This is a genomic window from Amycolatopsis sp. WAC 01375 (assembly GCF_003947325.1).
In the GTDB taxonomy this organism is placed as follows: Bacteria; Actinomycetota; Actinomycetes; order Mycobacteriales; family Pseudonocardiaceae; genus Amycolatopsis.
Window position 1 is genome coordinate 41,069 of the sequence record NZ_QHHW01000037.1, and the last position, 16,956, is coordinate 58,024.

Here is a 16,956-nt window from a genome sequence, read left to right on the forward strand (position 1 = left end):
GAGGTACGATGCGCGTGTGGAACAGGCATCACCGGATCGTCGACGTGGCGCAGGAGCGCGTCGGCGCGCTGATCGACACTCTTTCCGCGGACGGCGACCAGCTCTGGCCCGTCGACGCGTGGCCGCCGTTGCGGTTCGACCGGCCACTCGGGGTGGGAGCCGACGGCGGGCACGGACCGGTGCGGTACCACGTGGAGTCCTACGAACCCGGGAGGTCCGTGCGGTTCAGGTTCACCGCGCCCCGCGGCTTCGACGGGTTCCACGAATTCACCTTGCGGGCGACGGAAAAGGGCGAGACCGAACTCGTACACCTCATGGTGCTGCGGCTTCGGCATCCGGCATGGTTCACCTATCCGCTTCTGTGGCGGCCGATGCACGACGCGCTGCTGGAAGACTGCCTCGACCGTGCCGAGCGTGAACTCACCGGCACGGTCAAGGCGCCCGCGCGATGGAGCCTCTACGTTCGGCTCTTGCGGAACCTGATCTCCGGCAAGAGGCCCTTTCGCTTGAGTACGAACAAAGTGCCGCCGATGAGCACGACGGCGATCAAGTAACCCAGTGCCAGCGACACGGCGCCACCGTTCGCGGGCGGGAGCAGCACACCGAACACCGCGCTGACGACGGCGAGGATCCAGCGTCCGCGGTCGGTCGTGAGGCTGACGGCCAGCAGCGCGACCGTCCACAGGAGATACCACGGCTGCACGACCGGGCCGAGCACCAGCATCGCGGCGAAGGTCAGACCCGCGCCGTAGAGCGGGTGCAGCTTTTCCCGGTACGTGAGCCATAGGAGCCTGGCGCCGACGGCGAGACCGAGGATCGCGCCGACGAGCGAGAACACCTTGATCGCGCCGCCGGTCAGGTCCGCGCCGAAGATCTTGCCCACCCCGCCGACGAGGAAGCCGAGTTCGTTGGTGGGCGCCATCCAGCTGTGGACCTGGCCGGAAACCCCGGAAAGCACGCGGACCCAGCCGAAACCGAGCCCGCTGCCGAGTGAGATCGCCACCGTGACGGCGGCGAATCCGGCGGGCAGCCCGAGCGCCACCGCCGCCCGGCCGGCGGGCGTCGCCCGGCGGAACAGGTCGATGCCGACGAACAGCAGGCCCGCGACGGCCACGATCTTGATGTTCGCGGCGGCACTCACCGCGATCACGCCGGCGGCGATCAGCGCCGGCCGCGCCGCGCCGGTCTTCGCCGCGCCCATGAGGACGAGTTCCAGCCCGGCGACCATCAGCCCGACCATGAGCCCGTCGTTGTGCACGCCCGCCACGACATGCCATAGGACCAGCGGGTTGAGCAGGGCCAGCCACAGCGCGATCGACGGCGAAACCCCGACGCGCCGGGCGAGCCGGGGGAGCGCCCAGGCCAGCAGCACGATCCCGATCAGCCCCAGCAGCCGGTGCAGCAGCACTGTCGGCACGAAGGCCTCTCCGGCGACGTGGGCGATCGCGCGGGCCAGCGCGACGAACGCCGGACCGTACGGCGCGGGCGTGTCCCGCCAGTAGTGACTGACCGCGAGCGTCACCGGCGAATCGGCGCCGAGCGCCTCGGCCGGTCCCACGAGATAGGTGTCGAACCCCTTGGCCGCGATCAGGCCCTGCGCCAGGTAGCTGTTGATGTCGCCGCTGAACAGCGGGCGCGCGACCAGCAGCGGCGCGCACCAGGAGACTGCGATCCAGTACAGCCGCCGCTCCGGCAACCCGGCGGCCAGCCGTCCGATGCCGAGCCAGGAGAGCACCAGGGTGGCCATCCCGGAGACGCCCAGCGCCACCACCAGCACCGAGGGCAGGCCGATCCCGGACGTGACCAGCACCAGCACGGCGATTCCGAGGAAACCCGCCCAGTGCAACGCCGAGATGTTCAGCCCGGTCTTCTCCGGCGCGGGCAAGACGTTCTGCATGCGGCCAAGCTACTCCAAGTGCGGAATCCGGTTCCGCCGAACGTACGGGAAACCGGCCACGACGCTTCGGGGCCGCGTCCGGCGGGTACCCCACGCGCTGGAGAGGCGGTGGTGGGCGTGAAGAAGCGCTGGACGCGTCTCGGAGTGTTCGGCCTGGTCGGGCTCCTGATCGTCGCCGCGGCACTGCAGATCGCCGGGGTGCTGCCGAAGCTCGACCCGTTCGGAACGTCCACTGTGGACCGCTCGCAGCCCGCGGTGCTCCAGGCCGTCCGTGACCTGAGCCAGTATCACGCGGCGGTCGGCGACTACCAGGTCGTCGTCGACATCGAGAAGGACGTCAAATGGGTGCCCGCGAGCATCGCCGGGGAGCGCACCCTGTTCGTCGCGGCGGGCTCTGTCGACGCGTACGTCGATTTCGGGCCACTGGTGGAGAATTCGCTGACCGTGTCCGAAGATCGGCGATCGGTCGCGGTGCGGCTGCCCGAGCCGAAACTGGCGAAACCCAATCTGGACCACGAACGCAGCTACGTCTTCGGCCAGGAGCGCGGCCTGATCGACCGGCTCGGCGGACTGGTTTCCGTGCAGGACCAGCGGCCGTTCCACCTCGCCGCGGAGAAACGCATCGGTGAGGCCGCGCAACACTCCGGCCTGCTCGAACGCGCCAAGGCCAACACGAAGGCGATGCTCACGCAGCTGCTGAGAGGGCTGGGGTTCCAAGTCAGCTTCCCGGAGGAACCGGCCACCTGACCTCGGGTTCCGCGTCCGTGCTGAGCTGGCCGCGCCGGTCTTGACCGGGAGCCCTCGTACTGGTGGGCTGACGAAATCGACCGGGAGGCGCGATGGAGACGAAGCCGAAGGACAGCCTGACCTACAGCGAACCGATCGCGACCGGCGAGGTCACGATCGACGTCGCCCCCGAGAAGGTGTACCGGCTCGTCAGCGACCCGGTCGCGATGGCCGAATGCGCCGAGGAACTGCACAAGGCGCGCTGGATCCACGGCGCGACCGAGGCGCGGGTCGGGAACTGGTTCACCGGCAGCAACCGCAATGGACTCCGGCGCTGGGTGACCCACGCCGAGATCACCGAGGCCGAGCCGGGGCGCCGGTTCGCCTATCGGGTGCGCACGCCGTTCTTCGTGCCGATTTCCCGCTGGGAGTACGACATCGTCCCCGTCGGCGAAGGCAGCCGCGTCACCGTGACGAACTGGTTGCGGGTGCCGCCGTGGTTCGTCCCGATCGCCATCCTCATCACCGGGGAACCGGATCGAGCCGGGACCAACCGGGCCAACATCGCCACCACGTTGCAGCGGGTGAAGGCCCGGCTCGAGGGCCGGGAGTGGCGCCACTAGCGAAGCTTTCGCTTGCTAGGCCCTGGGTGTAGTTGTCCGTGAAGGCCTCCTTGAGGGACCCAGAGTCCCTCAAGGAGGCCTTCACGGACTTCGGGATCGGGGCAACACCGGTCGAGTGAGCGTCGAGGAAATGGCGTTTCCCTTACCCGCTCTCGAAGCTCTGCATTCCCTGGCCCTCCAGTTTGCGCATCACCGGGCCGGACAGCAGACCGTGCACGAGGACCGACACCGCGATCGTGAGCGCCGTGACCCGCCAGAGCGAGTCGGCCATCGGGAAATCGCCGTGCCCCAGCGCGTAGGACAGGTAGTAGAGGCTGCCGATCCCGCGGATGCCGAAGAACGCGATCGCCGTCGCCGCCGGACGTGTGGTGGAGCCACCGAGCAAGGCCAGCGCGCCGAACAGCGGGCGCACGATCATCACCGCCGCGACGGCAACCAGGACTTCGACGAGTTTCACCCCGGAAAGGAGTCCGTCGCCCAGCGCCACGCCGAGTCCGAGCAAGGCCAGCGCGACGAAGAGTCGTTCCAGCTGATCGCCGAATTCGTGCAGCACCCCGTGGTACTCGTGCGACCGTTCGCTGGCGCGGATGGTCGCGGCAGTGGTGAACACCGCGACGAAGCCGATACCGCCCAACCATTCGCACAGCGCGAACGGAAGAAACGCGATGGCCAGCACTACCAGCCCGTCGGAGTATTCACCGAGGCGCAGCCGCTCGTGCCGCACCCGGAACATCAGCCAGGACATCAGCCGGCCGCAGACAAGCCCGACCAGTACGGCGACCGCGAGCGGGACGAGGACCTCGGTCAGCACCCACGGCACGGGTGACGTGCTCGCCGTTCCGGCCAGTACGAGGGCCAGCAACACGAACGGCATCGCCAGTCCGTCGTTGAGCCCGGCCTCCGAGGTCAGCGTGAACCTGATCTCGTTGTCCGAGCCCCGGCCGTCCTCGGTATGCGGCGCGGGCACCTGGACATCGCTCGCCAGCACGGGATCGGTCGGTGACAGCACGGCCCCCAGCAGCAGCGCGGCGGCGGGGGACAGGGCGAGCGCCCACCAGCCGAGCAAGGCGACCGCGCAGACCGACAGCGGCAGCGTGATCGCCAGCAGCCGCCACGTCGAATTCCAGGACCGCCAGCCGATCAACCGGTCGGATTTCAGTCCCGCGCCGACCAGCGACACGAGCACGCCGAGTTCGGTGATCACCTCGACGGCGCCCACATGCGACCGTGGGTCCAGCACTCCCTGGCCATAGGGGTACCCGAAGGGGAGCAGCCCGAAAAGCAGTCCGCCCACCAGCAGGACCAGCGGCATCGACAGCGGGCGTTCGTGCAACAGGTTCGGCAGCACCGCGGCGCACAGCGCCAGAACGCCCGCCCCGGCGAGGAGTATCTCCATTCGCGCGGAGTACCCGGCTTGGTCCTCCGGCAACCGGGGGCGGCTCAGCCGCCGACTTCGAGTCCTTTATGGATTGTCAGGCCGACACCGGCGGCCAGCCGGTACGGCCGGGTGTCCACAATGGCGCCGAGCAGCCGTCGCAGCCGGGAGACCTCGGCGCGGACGGTGACGAGATGTTCGGCGTCGCCGTAGAGCGCCCGGCTGAGCGCCTCGGCCGACAGCCCGGACGGGCCCGCCGTGTGCAGGTGCACGAGGATCTCCGCGTGCCGCGGCGTCACGGTGCGGACCCAGCCGACGTCACCCGAGGCCATCCGCAGCATCGGCGCGTGGCCGAGTTCGAGATCCAGCCGGACCCGGCGCGCGGTGTCGGCCGGGCGCACGAGCCAGCCTTCTGACAGCCGTTCGGGAAGGCAGGCTCCCAGCCCGGGAACGGCGAGGATCCGCCCTTCCGCGGGCGCGGCGATCCTCGCGCCGGAGGAGACCCCCGCGGAGTGGGCCACCCAGCCGTCGTCGTCCACCAGCAGTACCGGGCCGCCCACGCCGGTCACCACCGGTTCGGCGGTCCGGCGCAACCGGTCGAGCCCCTGCTGGTGGTGGCGCCAGAGCTCGGATTCGACCAGCCGCCGCCCGGTCTCCACCAGCGCGCCGATCGCCGGGTGCAGGGTCAGCGCGGGACCGCTGACGTCGATCACCCCGAGCAGTTCGCCGGTGCGCGGATCGTGTACCGGCGAGGCGGTGCAGTACCAAGGATGCTGGCCCTGTTCGAAGTGTTCGCCCGCGAGCAGTTCCACCGGCGCGGCCTCGGCGAGCGCGGTGCCGATCGCGTTGGTGCCGACCCTGGCCTCGGTCCAGTCGGCGCCTTCGGTGAAGCCCAGCGTGTCGGCCCGGCGCCGCACCGCGGGCGAGCCGACCCGCCAGAGGATGATGCCCTCGGCGTCGGTCACCACCAGCAGCATGTTCGCGGTGTCGGCCGTCGCGCCGACCACCTGCCCGAGGTCCTCGATCACCCACCGCAGCGGGGAGGCGCGGCGACGGCGGGCGACCTCGTCGAGCGGCACCGAATCGCGGGTGTTCACCCCGTCGGCGGCGAGCCCCAGGCTCAGCATCCGTGACCACGACCGCGAAACCAGCGGCCGCGGCCGGACCCGAGGACGGCCGCCGCCGATCACGGCTTCGTGCATGCGGATCAGGTCCCGGGCGTGCATCGGCAGGTCGACGCCGGGCGGGACCGAACTGTGCACGCCCACAGGCCACCTCCGCACCATCGCGTCGACTGACCAGCATAGGTCCGCCGGTCGAGGCGCGCCAAGGAGCCGGGCTGCAACACGCTGCAACCCTTGCCGCCGTAGCCGGCCGCGGCGTGTGATCGGGGTAACAGCCGAACGCCGACGTTCAGGAGTGGCCATGACACAGACGGTGGACCGGATCGAGGCGACGGGCTCGCCGCAGGCTCGGGTCGATGCCTGGCTGAGCCGGTTCGAATCGGCCCTCGCCGCCCGCGACGCCGAAGCCGCCGCCGCGCTCTTCGCCGTCGACTGCTACTGGCGCGACCTGGTCGCCTTCACGTGGACGATCAAGACGGTCGAAGGTCGCGACGAGGTGGCCGGCATGCTCGGCGCCTGTCTCGACCGGATCGAGCCGTCCGGGTTCCGCACCACCGAGACGCCGACCGAAGCCGACGGTGTCACCGAAGCGTGGCTGGAGTTCGAAACCGCGACCGGGCGCGTGAAAGGCCACTTGAGGCTGAAGGACGAAGGCGCCTGGACGCTGTTGACGAGCCTGCGGGAGCTCAAGGGTTTCGAGGAACCTCGCAACGATCAGCGGCCCAAGGGCGTCGAGCACGGCATCGTGCGCGGCCGGAAGTCGTGGGCCGAGAAACGCGAAGAGGAACGGACCCGGCTCGGCTACGAGCAGCAGCCGTACGTCGTCGTGATCGGCGGCGGGCAGGGCGGGATCGCGCTCGGCGCCAGGCTGCGGCAGCTCGACGTGCCGACGCTCGTCCTGGAACGCAACGAACGGCCCGGCGACTCGTGGCGCAAGCGGTACAAGAACCTCTGCCTGCACGACCCGGTCTGGTACGACCACCTGCCCTATCTGCCGTTCCCGGACAACTGGCCGGTGTTCGCGCCCAAGGACAAGATCGCCGACTGGCTCGAGATGTACACGCGGCTCATGGAGGTGCCGTATTGGACCAGCACCGAGGTGACCTCGGCTTCCTGGGACGAGGAACAGAAGCAGTGGCTGGTGACCGTCGTCCGTGAGGGCGAGGAACTGGTGCTCACGCCGCGGCACGTCGTTTTCGCGACCGGGATGTCCGGGAAACCGAACATCCCGTCGTTCCCCGGAATGGACGTCTTCGAAGGCGATCAGCACCATTCGTCCCAGCACCCCGGCCCGGACTCCTACGCCGGCAAGAAGGCGGTCGTGGTCGGCTCCAACAACTCCGCGCACGACATCTGCGCGGCACTGTGGGAACACGGCGCCGACGTCACCATGGTGCAACGGTCCTCGACCCATGTGGTGAAGTCGGATTCGCTGATGGAGCTGGGACTCGGCGACCTGTACTCGGAACGCGCGGTGCGATCGGGGATCACCACCGACAAGGCGGACATGATCTTCGCGTCGATCCCGTACCGGATCATGCCGCAGTTCCAGATCCCGGTGTACGACGCGATCCGTGAGCGGGACAAGGACTTCTACGCGCGGCTGGAAGCGGCCGGGTTCCAGCACGACTGGGGCGACGACGGATCCGGGCTGTTCCTGAAGTACCTGCGCCGCGGTTCCGGCTATTACATCGACGTCGGCGCGTCGGAACTGGTCGCCGACGGGAAGATCAAGCTGGCCCACGGCCAGGTCGACCGGCTGACCCGTGACGCGGTGGTGCTGTCCGACGGCACGGAACTGAAAGCGGACCTCGTCGTGTACGCCACCGGCTACGGCTCGATGAACGGCTGGGTCGCCGACCTGGTCGGCCAGGAGACCGCGGACCTCGTCGGCAAATGCTGGGGCCTCGGCTCCGCGACGACGAAGGACCCCGGCCCGTGGGAGGGCGAGCAGCGCAACATGTGGAAGCCCACCCGGAAGGAAGGCCTGTGGTTCCAGGGCGGGAACCTGCACCAGTCGCGGCACTACTCGCTTTATCTCGCACTGCAACTGAAAGCGCGCTATGAGGGCATCCCGACGCCGGTGTTCGGCCTGCAGGAGGTGCACCACAAGGCGTGAGGAACACGAAGCTTCAGTGCCGGGACCCCGGGCGGTCCCAGCATCGGAGGGCGCCGCCTCCGGACCCCGGGCGGTCGACGACGTCGGGCACCGTTCCCCAGACCCTGGGCGGTTCCCGGCGTCGTATCCGTGTTCAGCGGATCCGGGCCGCCTTCGCGTAACGCCGGGCCAGGACGGCGAAAGCCTCCCGCAGTTCGGGAGGCCCGACGACTTCGACGTCGGCGTCGAACCGGCCGATACTCGCCGCGAGCCCGGCCCACGACCACGACCCCAGCGCGAGACGACACCGATCCGGCCCGAGTTCTTCCACCGCGCCGTCTCGGACGTAGTGGGAGACAGTGGCCGCGGGAAGGTCGAGGATGACTTCGCCGCGGCACGGCCACTCGCCGGATTCCGAAGAGCCCCGGAACCGGCTCGCGACGAAGGTGGCGACGTCCGGGGCAGGCAGCTCACGCGGCGTGAACCGCGGGCCGGTCGGGGTGCGCGGGGAGATCCGGTCGGCGCGGAAGGTGCGCCAGTCCGCGCGATCGAGATCCCAGGCGACGAGATACCAGCGGCCGTGCCAGGTGACGAGATGATGCGGTTCCACCCGGCGCGGCGCGTCCGCGTAGTCGAACCGGAGGATCTCGCGGGCGTGCACCGCCGTGCCGAGCGCGAGCAGGACGTCGCCATCGACGCGGGGTTCCGGCCGGCTCGCGGGTGATTCGACGGCGGTGACCCGGAGCATGTCGATCCGGCGCCGCAACCGCGAGGGCAGCACCTGCCGGACGGTGTGCAGCGCCCGCATCGCCGCCTCCTCGATCCCCGCGCCGCTGGTGGTGGCGATCTGGAGCGCGACGGCCAGCGCGACCGCCTGGTCGTCGTCGAAGAGCAGCGGCGGCAGTTCGGATCCGGCGTCGAGCCGGTACCCGCCGTCGGGACCTTTGATCGTCGCGATGGGGTAGCCGAGCTCGCGGAGCCTGTCGACGTCGCGCCGCACGGTGCGCGGGCTGATGTCCAGCCGCTCGGCCAGCAGTGCCCCCGGCCAGTCGCGGCGGGCCTGCAGCAACGAGAGCATCGACAGCAGACGCGCGGAGGTCTTCGGCATGTTTTCCATGATGCCTCCAGTAGAGGCCACAACCTGTCCTCTACCCCTGCGAGAGTCGTCGTGTGCCAGAGAACGACAACCCGGAGGGCCTGATGACCACCACCATCCTCGACGCCGAACGCGCCGACCTGCTCGAAGCCCTCGACACCATCCGCGCCGCGCTGACCGCCACCGTCCAGGGGCTCACGGACGAGCAACTCGACGCGCATCCGACGGTCAGCGAACTGAGCCTCGGCGGCCTGATCAAGCACGTCGCCTCGATCGAGGAGATGTGGCTGCGGTTCGCGGTCGAGGGCCCGTCCGCGATCAACTACGACCTGCCGGAAGGCGTCACCTGGGCCGACATCGGCGCCGGGACCGCCCGTGAGTTCCCGCAGTGGGCCATCGACCACCAGAACAACTTCAGGATGCTGCCCGGCGACACCCTGGCAGGAATCCTCGCGCGCTACGAGCAGGTCGCCGCGCGGACGACGGAGATCGTCTCGACGATCCCCGACCTGTCCGCCACGCATCCGCTGCCGGAGGCGCCCTGGAACCCGCCGGGCGCGGTGCGCAGCGTGCGCCGGGTGCTGACGCACGTCATCGCCGAGACCGCCCAGCACGCCGGCCACGCCGACATCCTGCGCGAGAGCATCGACGGTCAGAAGTCGACCTGATCCCTTCGCGCACCTGTTGTGACTGGTGATGCTGCTGAGGCTCATGATGGCCTCCCGGGGTCCGTGAAGGACTCCTTGAGGGACTCTGGGTCTCTCAAGGAGTCCTTCACGGACCGGCCGCTACCCGGCTCACTCCAGCAGGTACCTAAACACCCTTGGCCAGAACGACCCCCGCCGTGAGGGTGATCCAGACAACAAATCACCGCTGAATTGCATTTAACTGCATCTTTTCGACGGTCCACCGACATTATTCGCAACAGATCGCCCTTATCGGCACATCGAAACGGCGCATATCGTCGTCGGTATGAAGGTCGCCGTCCATCAGGGCTCGTATGCCGAGCTGCCGTCCGTCGTCGCGGCGTCGGGCGCCGATCTCGTGATCGCCGCCGAGATGATCACCACCGGCTACCACATCGGCGCCCGCTCCCATGCGCTCGCCGAACCGGCCGACGGTCCGACAGCGGCCCGGATGTCCGTGCTGGCGAAGGAAACCGGCGTCGCGCTGGCCTACGGATACCCCGAGTCCGGCGGTGACCACGTCCACAACAGCGTCCAGCTGATCGGCCCCGGCGGACAGCGGCTGGCGAACTACCGCAAGACCCACTTGTTCGGCGACATCGACCGCGACCGGTTCGAGCCAGGCACCGAGGCGGTTGTGCAGGCCGAGCTCGGCGGTCTCCGGATCGGCCTGCTGATCTGCTACGACGTCGAGTTCCCCGAACTGGTGCGGGCGCACGCGCTGGCGGGGACAGAACTGCTCGTGGTGCCGACCGCGCTGATGAGCCCGTACGAACTGGTCGCCGACACGTTGGTGCCCGCCCGCGCCTACGAAAGCCAGCTGTTCGTCGCGTACGCGAACCGCTGCGACACCGAACAGGAACTGACCTACTGCGGCCGATCCTGCGTCGTCGCCCCGACCGGTGAGGTGCTCGCCCGCGCGGGCGCCGGTCCGGAGCTGATCAGTGCCGAAGTCACCCGTGACGCGCTCGTCGCGTCGCGCCTGGAGAACACCCACCTGGCCGATCGACGGCCCGATCTGTACCGAGGACTTTCCGCATGACCTCCGCTCTCCCGACCGCGATCCACCACGACGAATCCACGGGTCGCCCGATCACCATGTTCGGCCCCGATTTCCCGTTCGCCTACGACGATTTCCTCGCCAGCCCCGCCGGGCTCGGCTCGCTCCCCGACGAGCGACACGGCACCGAGGTGGCGGTGATCGGCGGTGGCCTCTCGGGCATCGTCACCGCGTATGAGCTGATGAAACTCGGTCTGCGCCCGGTCGTGTACGAGATCGCCGAGATCGGCGGCCGCCTGCGCACGGTGAACTTCCCCGGCTGCCCGGACGACGTCGTCGCGGAGATGGGCGCGATGCGGTTCCCGCCGGCGTCCACCGCGCTCTTCCACTACATCGACAAGGTCGGGCTGGAGACGACGCCGTTCCCGAACCCGCTCGCGCCGGGAACGCCGAGCACCGTGGTCGATCTCAAGGGGGAGAGCCACTACGCGCGGACCGCGGACGAACTGCCCGCCGTCTTCGGCAAGGTCGCCGCGGCCTGGGACAGCACGCTGTCCGAGCAGGCGGCGTTCACCGAGATGCAGAAGGCGATCCGCGAGCGTGACACGAAGACGATCAAGCGGCTGTGGAACGAACTCGTGCCGCGGCTGGACAACCAGACCTTCTACGGCTTCCTCTGTGATTCGCCGGCGTTCGCCTCGTTCCGCGACCGCGAGATCTTCGGGCAGGTCGGCTTCGGCACCGGTGGCTGGGACACCGACTTCCCGAACTCGATCCTGGAGATCCTGCGGGTGGTCTACACCGGCGCCGACGACGAGCACCGCAGCATCGTCGGCGGGAGCAGGCAGCTTCCGTTGCGGTTGTGGGAACACGCGCCCGAGGACATCGCTTTCTGGCCCGCGGGAACGAGTTTGAGCTCACTGCACGGCGGAAGCCCGAACCCCGGCGTCGCCCGGCTGCACCGCACCGCGCCGAACAACATCACCGTGACCGACACCGAAGGCCGCGTCCGCACCTACCCGGCGGCGGTGTTCACCGCGCAGAGCTGGATGCTGCTGTCGAAGATCGCCTGCGACGAGGCGCTGTTCCCGATCGACCACTGGACGGCGATCGAGCGCACGCACTACATGGAGTCCTCGAAGGTCTTCGTCCCGGTGGACCGGCCCTTCTGGCTGGACAAGGATCCGGCGACCGGCCGCGACACGATGAGCATGACGCTGACCGACCGCATGCCGCGCGGCACCTATCTGCTCGGTGACGACCCGGACGCGCCCGCGGTGATCTGCCTGTCCTACACGTGGGCCGACGATTCGCTGAAGTGGCTGCCGCTTTCGGTCTCCGAGCGGGTCGAGGTGATGTTGCAGTCGCTGAAGGAGATCTACCCGGGCGTCGACGTCCGGCGCCACATCATCGGCGACCCGGTGACCGTGTCCTGGGAGGCCGAACCGCATTTCATGGGCGCGTTCAAGGCCAACCTGCCCGGCCACTACCGCTACCAGCACCGGCTGTTCACCCACTTCAAACAGGACAGGCTGGAGGAGCGCCACCGCGGCCTCTTCCTGGCGGGCGACGACGTCTCGTGGACGGCCGGTTGGGCCGAAGGAGCCGTCCAGACGGCGCTCAACGCGGTGTGGGGCGTGCTCGACCACTTCGGCGGCGCGACGGATCCGGCGAACCCGGGTCCGGGCGACGTCTACGACGAGATCGCGCCCATCGAGCTGCCGGACTGAGCGCGGCGCTTCACCAGCCACGCCGTGCCGAGCGCCAGTGCCACGCCGAGTACCGCGCCGACGGTGTTCATCAGCCAGTCGTTGGTGTCGCAGGCGCGGCCGATGGCGGGGACGAACGCCTGAAGCGTCTCGATCACCGCGGACAGCGCCGAGCCCGCCGCGAGCATCGTCAGCGGCCGCTCCGCCGCCAGCGCGGCGAAGTACACCAGTGGTAGGAACAAGGCGACATTGGCCAAGAGTTCCACCGTCCCGAGCGTGGGCAGCGAGAACTGGACGGTGCACAGGATCCCGTCGATCGTGTGTGCGGTGGGCATCAGCGTCAGCGCGAAGACCGGTACCAGGGACGCGCCGGTGAGGGCCCACAGGATCCGCCGCTTGCCCGCGAACAGGTGGCCTAGGACGGCGCAGACGAGCGCGACCAGTGCGATCGCCACGGGCACGAGCGCGGAGTGGTCGAGGAGGAAGTTCGTGATCATGGCGAGCCGATCGTACGAGCAGGCTCGCTCAGCCGGTGAACTCGACCTCCGCCGCGGGCACCACGCGCAGCCTGCCGCCCGGGTGGATCGCGGTGCACAGGAGCAGGTTGTGCCGGGCGATGACCTGTTCGGCGGTCAGGCCCGTGGTGGGGTCGCCGTCGGCGGACGGCGCGTGGCCGTCGCCGACCAGCACGACGTCGAGACCGTGGCTCTGCGCGGACCTGGCGGTCGCGTCGACGCAGTAGTCGGTGGCCAGCCCGGTCAGCACCACGGTGTCGACGCCCCGGTCGACGAGCAGCCCCGCCAGCCCCGTGCGGTAGAACGAGTCGGTCGCCGTCTTGTCGACCACCACGTCGATCGGCTCGAGATCGAGCAGCGCGCTGACCCGGGTGCCCGGTGACGCGGGATCGAAGTCGGTGCCGGGCGCGCCGACCTGCCGCAGGGCGATCACCGGAACGCCGTCCGCCCTGGCCCGGCGCGCCAGCGCGGCGATCCGGGCCGCCAGTTCCTCGCCGCGCCACACCAGGGGGACGAGCATGTCCTGCATGTCGACGATCAGCAGCGCGGCCTTCATATCCGGCAGCTTAGGCCGAGTCCTAGGGCAGCGCGGCGGGTGATTCGGCCTCCGGGATGAGCAGGCGAGGAGTCCCCGAGCCGTCGGCGGACACGGCCCAGACGTCGGAATGTCCTTGGGTGCGGGGGAGGGCGTAGGCGACGGTGCGGTCGTCGAGCCAGGCGGGCTGGTCGTCGACGTTCCGCGTCTCGGCCAGCGGTGTCACGGTGCCGCTCGCGAGGTCGAGCACCGAGATCCGCCAGCCTTTGGCGGGATCGCCGTCGATGGCGGCCTTGTAGGCGATGCGGGTCTCGTCGGGGGAGAGCGACGGGCATTCGACGTTGTCCCGCAGCGTCCTCACGGTCCTGGCCTGGGAGTCGCCCTCGACGAGGTACCGGTGGGAGCCGGTGGACATGGTGGCGTAGAACCGGTTCGGTTGCCTGGCGAAGGTGACGCCCCAGAAGTTGAAGTCGGCCGCCTTGTACGGCTTGCCGTCCACCGTGACTGCGAAGTCCTCGAGCGTGCCTTCGACGTTGTCGGTGGTGAGGTCGAGGGTGCCGGCGCGGGTGGAGAACCGGCCGCCGTTGTACGAGTCGCCCGTGACGAACACCGTCCACGCGAGACGCCGTCCGTCGGCCGAGACGCGCGCCCGGTTGGGCAGGCCGACCAGCGGGATCTCCTGCTTGACCGCGAGAGCGCTGTCGAGTACGGCCAGCTGGTAGGTCGTCAGCCCGGTTTCCGGGCGCAGGCAGATCCCGGTGCCGCTCGCCGCGTAAACCCGGCTGCACGAGACGGTGGACACCGCCCGGGTTCCGCCGGGATCGGCCGCGCTGACGCTGGACACGTGCCCGCGGTCGGCGTCGGCGGTGCTGCGGAACAACAATCGCCCGCCTTCGAGGGTGACGGCGTCGCGGGTGCCCGCCGACGCGGTGTCCTGGTTGCGCGCGCCGGCCACCCCGACGTAGAGCACGGCGGCCGTGGCCAGTGTGAGTATTCCGGTGACGGCGATCAGGACGCGGGTGCGGGTGTTCACGGTCGTGCCTTCCTGCGGGGAGCCAAGAGAACAGCGTCTTTTACCGGCCGCGGGCGCGTCCACAGTGGACACGCCCGCGGGGTTCACCCGGTTACTGCCACACGCTCGTGATCGGCGGCTTGTTCGCCGCGTTGGCGATGCCCGGCAGGCCGAACGCCGCCTCCATCGTGCGGAGGATCGAGTAGTGGTTGATGGATTCGCTGTAGCTGCCCGGCTTCACGTGGGCGCCGACGAACGTGGTGAAGATCTGGTTCACCGACGTCCCGCTGTCTTCGTCGAAATTGACGATCAGCAGGCTGTTGTGCGTCTTGGCCCACTGCGCGTAGGCGTCGAGGTTGTTCTTCAGCCATTTGTCGCCGGTGTCGACCGGGCAGTCGTGCATGTCGCTGCACAGGTCCGGGGTCACGAAAGCGACGTGCGGCAGCTTGGTGAAGTCGCTCGGGAACGACGAGAACCTTTTGTTCGCCGACGCCGGGACATTGCTGAAGCTGACCCAGCTGTTGTGCTTGCGGGCGTATTTGCCCTTCGTGCACCCCGTGTAGCCGTCGGAGGGCATGCTTTCCGCGTAGCCGGCGAACTTCTTGCCGATCCCCGCCAGCTGGGAAGCGATGTTCTCCTTGTTCCCGAGATCCTGGCATTTGTTGCTGTCGACGCCGTGCGTCGAACCCGCGAACTGGGCGATGTAGTTCGGCTGGCTGGGATGGGTCGTCCCGTACGCCTTGGTGAACTTGGCGCCCTGCGAGGCGAGTTTGTTGAGATACGGAGCCTTGGAGCTGCCGCTGATCTCCTTGTAGTCCTTGTTCTCGAACATCACGAGGACGATGTGGTCGAAGGCGGGGACCGTCGCGGCGGCCGGCTCCGTCGCGGCGGCCGGAATGTCCTGATGGGACACCACCAGCCCCGTGGCCAAGCCGGTCGCGGCCACCGCCGCGACCGCGATCCGTTTCCAGAACATGCAGAAACCTCCTGGGAAAAGGTTGAAACTTTGACGACCGGCCATCGGGTTCAGCGGCGCTCCGAAGGCGTCGACAGAGCTGAGACATCAGATGTCTCAGCTGCATTTAAACGGCAGGAAAGTCTTGGGCCCATCAAGATCGCCTGACTGGAGCAATCCGCGGGGGTAGAACGCCCCAAAACCGACATTACTTGGCACGAAACCATGTAAAGCACCTCTTCGCCTTGTGTTCGGGGCGGCGAACCGATGAACTTGTGGCAACTCGCTGATTCAGCCGGCTGGCAGTTGCGTCACCATTGCGCCGGTGTTGTGGTGTACTCATCCGACCATTGGTTAAGCTGTTCGGCGTGAAGCCCTTTTCGCCGAGACCGGCCGGATACACGATCGAAGAACTCTCGACGATCATCGGCATGTCGGCGCGCAATATCCGGGCCCATCAGACGAGAGGTCTGCTCGCCCCGCCGGTCCGGCACGGCAGGTCCGCCTACTACGGCCCGGCCCATCTGCGGCGGCTGCGGCGCATCACGATGCTGCAGAAACAGGGCTTCAACCTGGTGTCCATCGCCGCGATGCTCGGAACGACCACAGTGGACGGCGCCGAACGGCTGGAGGCGGCGATGGTCGACCTCGCTCGCGAACAGCCCGCCGTCGTCCGGTGCCTGGAACGGCACGGCGTGCTCGGCAAGGACGACGAGGGAGCGCCTGCCGTCGTGCGCCCGTCCGTTTCCCGCGCGGTGGCCGAGCTTGCCGGTGCCGGGATCCCGCCCGTCATGGCCCTGCGGTTCCTCGGCCAGTTCATGGACCGGGTGGCGCCGCTGGCCGGCGAGCAACTGGCCGCTCTGAAAGTCCAGACCGGGGGTGTCTCGGCGGCTCCGTGGTCCTGTTTCGCCGAGCTGCTGGTAAGCGCTTTCAGAACGACCGTGGAAAACGCCGCCGAAGTCACTTTCGCAGACGGGGAGCCAGGGACACGGCCGCCGAGGTAGCCGCAGCCGTCGCCACGTCGAAGCTCGTGCCGTCGGCGAAACCGGACAGGATGACCACGTAACCGAGGATTCCGGCGATCACCAGGAAGACGGCCAGGATCGTCACCGGAAGCCGTGGTCGCCGCTTCGCACCGGGTACCGCGATGGGCGTGGTTCGTTGGTCGAGCATGATGCAGATGTTCGGGAACGTTCATCGTGGCCCCGTCTTGTTCATGTCATGACTCTGTAACGGGAGGAAGGCGGGTCAGGAGCGCCGCACGATGATCTGATCGACCAGGGTGCCGTCGCGGAACCGGACACGGGACCAGGTGACCTTCTTGGTGCGGTCCTGGCCGTCCTGTTCCGAGTACTTCATCGGGACGGGGGAGTCGTTGCCGGTCTCATGGCCGAGGTAGGTCGTCCCGTCCTTGACCGGGTCGGTGGTCCCTCGCGACGGCACCTTCTTGACGGCCTTGCCCGCCGGCTGCACGGAACCGTGCAAGAGACTTCGGGCATAGGGGACTTAGCGCCGAACTCGCGTGATCAGAGCCGTAACTCGCGTGATTGGGGACGTAACTCGTGAGATGCGCCTTCAATCACGCTAGTTACGTCTCTGATCACG

At 68.7% G+C, this 16,956-nt stretch carries 18 protein-coding genes; 8 read left to right on the forward strand and 10 right to left on the reverse strand.

The features are described from left to right. The first annotated feature begins 8 nt into the window (after nt 1-8). A complete protein-coding gene (locus DL991_RS26185) occupies nt 9-554 on the forward strand; it encodes an SRPBCC family protein (protein WP_199754053.1) in 546 nt (181 codons plus the stop codon). Here the strand turns inward: DL991_RS26185 and mptB are convergent. After that, on the reverse strand, nt 458-1,897 hold the full coding sequence (mptB, locus tag DL991_RS26190) for a polyprenol phosphomannose-dependent alpha 1,6 mannosyltransferase MptB (RefSeq protein WP_125787007.1): 1,440 nt from the start codon (nt 1,895-1,897) through the stop codon (nt 458-460). The two genes, DL991_RS26185 and mptB, sit on opposite strands and share 97 nt — an antisense overlap. 111 nt (nt 1,898-2,008) lie before the next feature. Between mptB and DL991_RS26195 the strand changes: the two genes are divergently transcribed. Both DL991_RS26195 and DL991_RS26200 read left to right on the forward strand, forming a co-directional pair. Continuing rightward, nucleotides 2,009-2,644 (forward strand): DUF4230 domain-containing protein, encoded by a 636-nt coding sequence (locus tag DL991_RS26195; protein WP_125787190.1) that lies wholly within the window; start codon nt 2,009-2,011, stop codon nt 2,642-2,644. 92 nt (nt 2,645-2,736) lie between these two features. Continuing rightward, the gene (locus DL991_RS26200; RefSeq protein ID WP_125787008.1) at nt 2,737-3,246 is read left to right on the forward strand and encodes an SRPBCC family protein; all 510 of its coding nucleotides are present in this window, start codon (nt 2,737-2,739) and stop codon (nt 3,244-3,246) included. 142 nt (nt 3,247-3,388) lie between these two features. On the opposite strand, the gene DL991_RS26205 is transcribed toward DL991_RS26200, so the two are convergent. Both DL991_RS26205 and DL991_RS26210 read right to left on the reverse strand, forming a co-directional pair. Next, nucleotides 3,389-4,642, reverse strand: a complete 1,254-nt coding sequence (locus DL991_RS26205) for a sodium:proton antiporter (protein ID WP_233598988.1) — start codon at nt 4,640-4,642, stop codon at nt 3,389-3,391. A gap of 44 nt (nt 4,643-4,686) precedes the next feature. Next, a complete protein-coding gene (locus DL991_RS26210) occupies nt 4,687-5,889 on the reverse strand; it encodes a helix-turn-helix domain-containing protein (protein WP_125787010.1) in 1,203 nt (400 codons plus the stop codon). Nucleotides 5,890-6,046: 157 nt separating this feature from the next. On the opposite strand from DL991_RS26210, the gene DL991_RS26215 reads away from it, so the two are divergent. Continuing rightward, complete coding sequence (locus tag DL991_RS26215; RefSeq protein ID WP_125787011.1) at nt 6,047-7,864, forward strand: NAD(P)/FAD-dependent oxidoreductase; 1,818 nt, start codon at nt 6,047-6,049, stop codon at nt 7,862-7,864. Between the two features lie 133 nt (nt 7,865-7,997). On the opposite strand, the gene DL991_RS26220 is transcribed toward DL991_RS26215, so the two are convergent. Further along, entirely contained in the window at nt 7,998-8,951 is a 954-nt protein-coding gene (locus DL991_RS26220) for a YafY family protein (RefSeq protein ID WP_125787012.1), read from the reverse strand. Between the two features lie 92 nt (nt 8,952-9,043). Here DL991_RS26220 and DL991_RS26225 point away from each other — a divergent pair, with 92 nt between their 5' ends. The 3 genes from DL991_RS26225 (at nt 9,044) to DL991_RS26235 (ending at nt 12,355) form a co-directional block, all read left to right on the forward strand. After that, on the forward strand, nt 9,044-9,607 hold the full coding sequence (locus tag DL991_RS26225) for a DinB family protein (protein ID WP_125787013.1): 564 nt from the start codon (nt 9,044-9,046) through the stop codon (nt 9,605-9,607). Between the two features lie 304 nt (nt 9,608-9,911). Next, the gene (locus DL991_RS26230) at nt 9,912-10,667 is read left to right on the forward strand and encodes a carbon-nitrogen hydrolase family protein (protein ID WP_125787014.1); all 756 of its coding nucleotides are present in this window, start codon (nt 9,912-9,914) and stop codon (nt 10,665-10,667) included. Beyond that, nucleotides 10,664-12,355, forward strand: a complete 1,692-nt coding sequence (locus DL991_RS26235; RefSeq protein WP_125787015.1) for an NAD(P)/FAD-dependent oxidoreductase — start codon at nt 10,664-10,666, stop codon at nt 12,353-12,355. Before DL991_RS26230 ends, DL991_RS26235 begins: the two co-directional genes overlap by 4 nt. Here the strand turns inward: DL991_RS26235 and DL991_RS26240 are convergent. From DL991_RS26240 to DL991_RS26255, 4 genes are all read right to left on the reverse strand, one after another. Continuing rightward, nucleotides 12,319-12,831 (reverse strand): VanZ family protein, encoded by a 513-nt coding sequence (locus DL991_RS26240; protein ID WP_125787016.1) that lies wholly within the window; start codon nt 12,829-12,831, stop codon nt 12,319-12,321. The genes DL991_RS26235 and DL991_RS26240 overlap by 37 nt on opposite strands. 28 nt (nt 12,832-12,859) lie before the next feature. Then, nucleotides 12,860-13,405: a cysteine hydrolase family protein gene (locus DL991_RS26245; protein WP_125787017.1), complete on the reverse strand. Its 546-nt coding sequence runs from the start codon at nt 13,403-13,405 to the stop codon at nt 12,860-12,862. A 22-nt stretch (nt 13,406-13,427) separates the two neighbouring features. After that, nucleotides 13,428-14,417, reverse strand: a complete 990-nt coding sequence (locus tag DL991_RS26250; protein WP_125787018.1) for a hypothetical protein — start codon at nt 14,415-14,417, stop codon at nt 13,428-13,430. Between the two features lie 91 nt (nt 14,418-14,508). Next, complete coding sequence (locus DL991_RS26255) at nt 14,509-15,372, reverse strand: alkaline phosphatase family protein (protein ID WP_125787019.1); 864 nt, start codon at nt 15,370-15,372, stop codon at nt 14,509-14,511. A gap of 347 nt (nt 15,373-15,719) precedes the next feature. Here DL991_RS26255 and DL991_RS26260 point away from each other — a divergent pair, with 347 nt between their 5' ends. Then, nucleotides 15,720-16,355: a MerR family transcriptional regulator gene (locus DL991_RS26260; RefSeq protein ID WP_125787020.1), complete on the forward strand. Its 636-nt coding sequence runs from the start codon at nt 15,720-15,722 to the stop codon at nt 16,353-16,355. On the opposite strand, the gene DL991_RS26265 is transcribed toward DL991_RS26260, so the two are convergent. Together DL991_RS26265 and DL991_RS26270 are read right to left on the reverse strand one after the other, a co-directional pair. After that, nucleotides 16,312-16,524 (reverse strand): hypothetical protein, encoded by a 213-nt coding sequence (locus DL991_RS26265; protein WP_125787021.1) that lies wholly within the window; start codon nt 16,522-16,524, stop codon nt 16,312-16,314. The genes DL991_RS26260 and DL991_RS26265 overlap by 44 nt on opposite strands. 75 nt (nt 16,525-16,599) lie before the next feature. Next, nucleotides 16,600-16,836 carry a hypothetical protein gene (locus DL991_RS26270; RefSeq protein ID WP_233598989.1) on the reverse strand — a complete coding sequence of 79 codons (237 nt, stop codon included), beginning with the start codon at nt 16,834-16,836 and terminating at the stop codon, nt 16,600-16,602. Nucleotides 16,837-16,956: the final 120 nt, after the last annotated feature.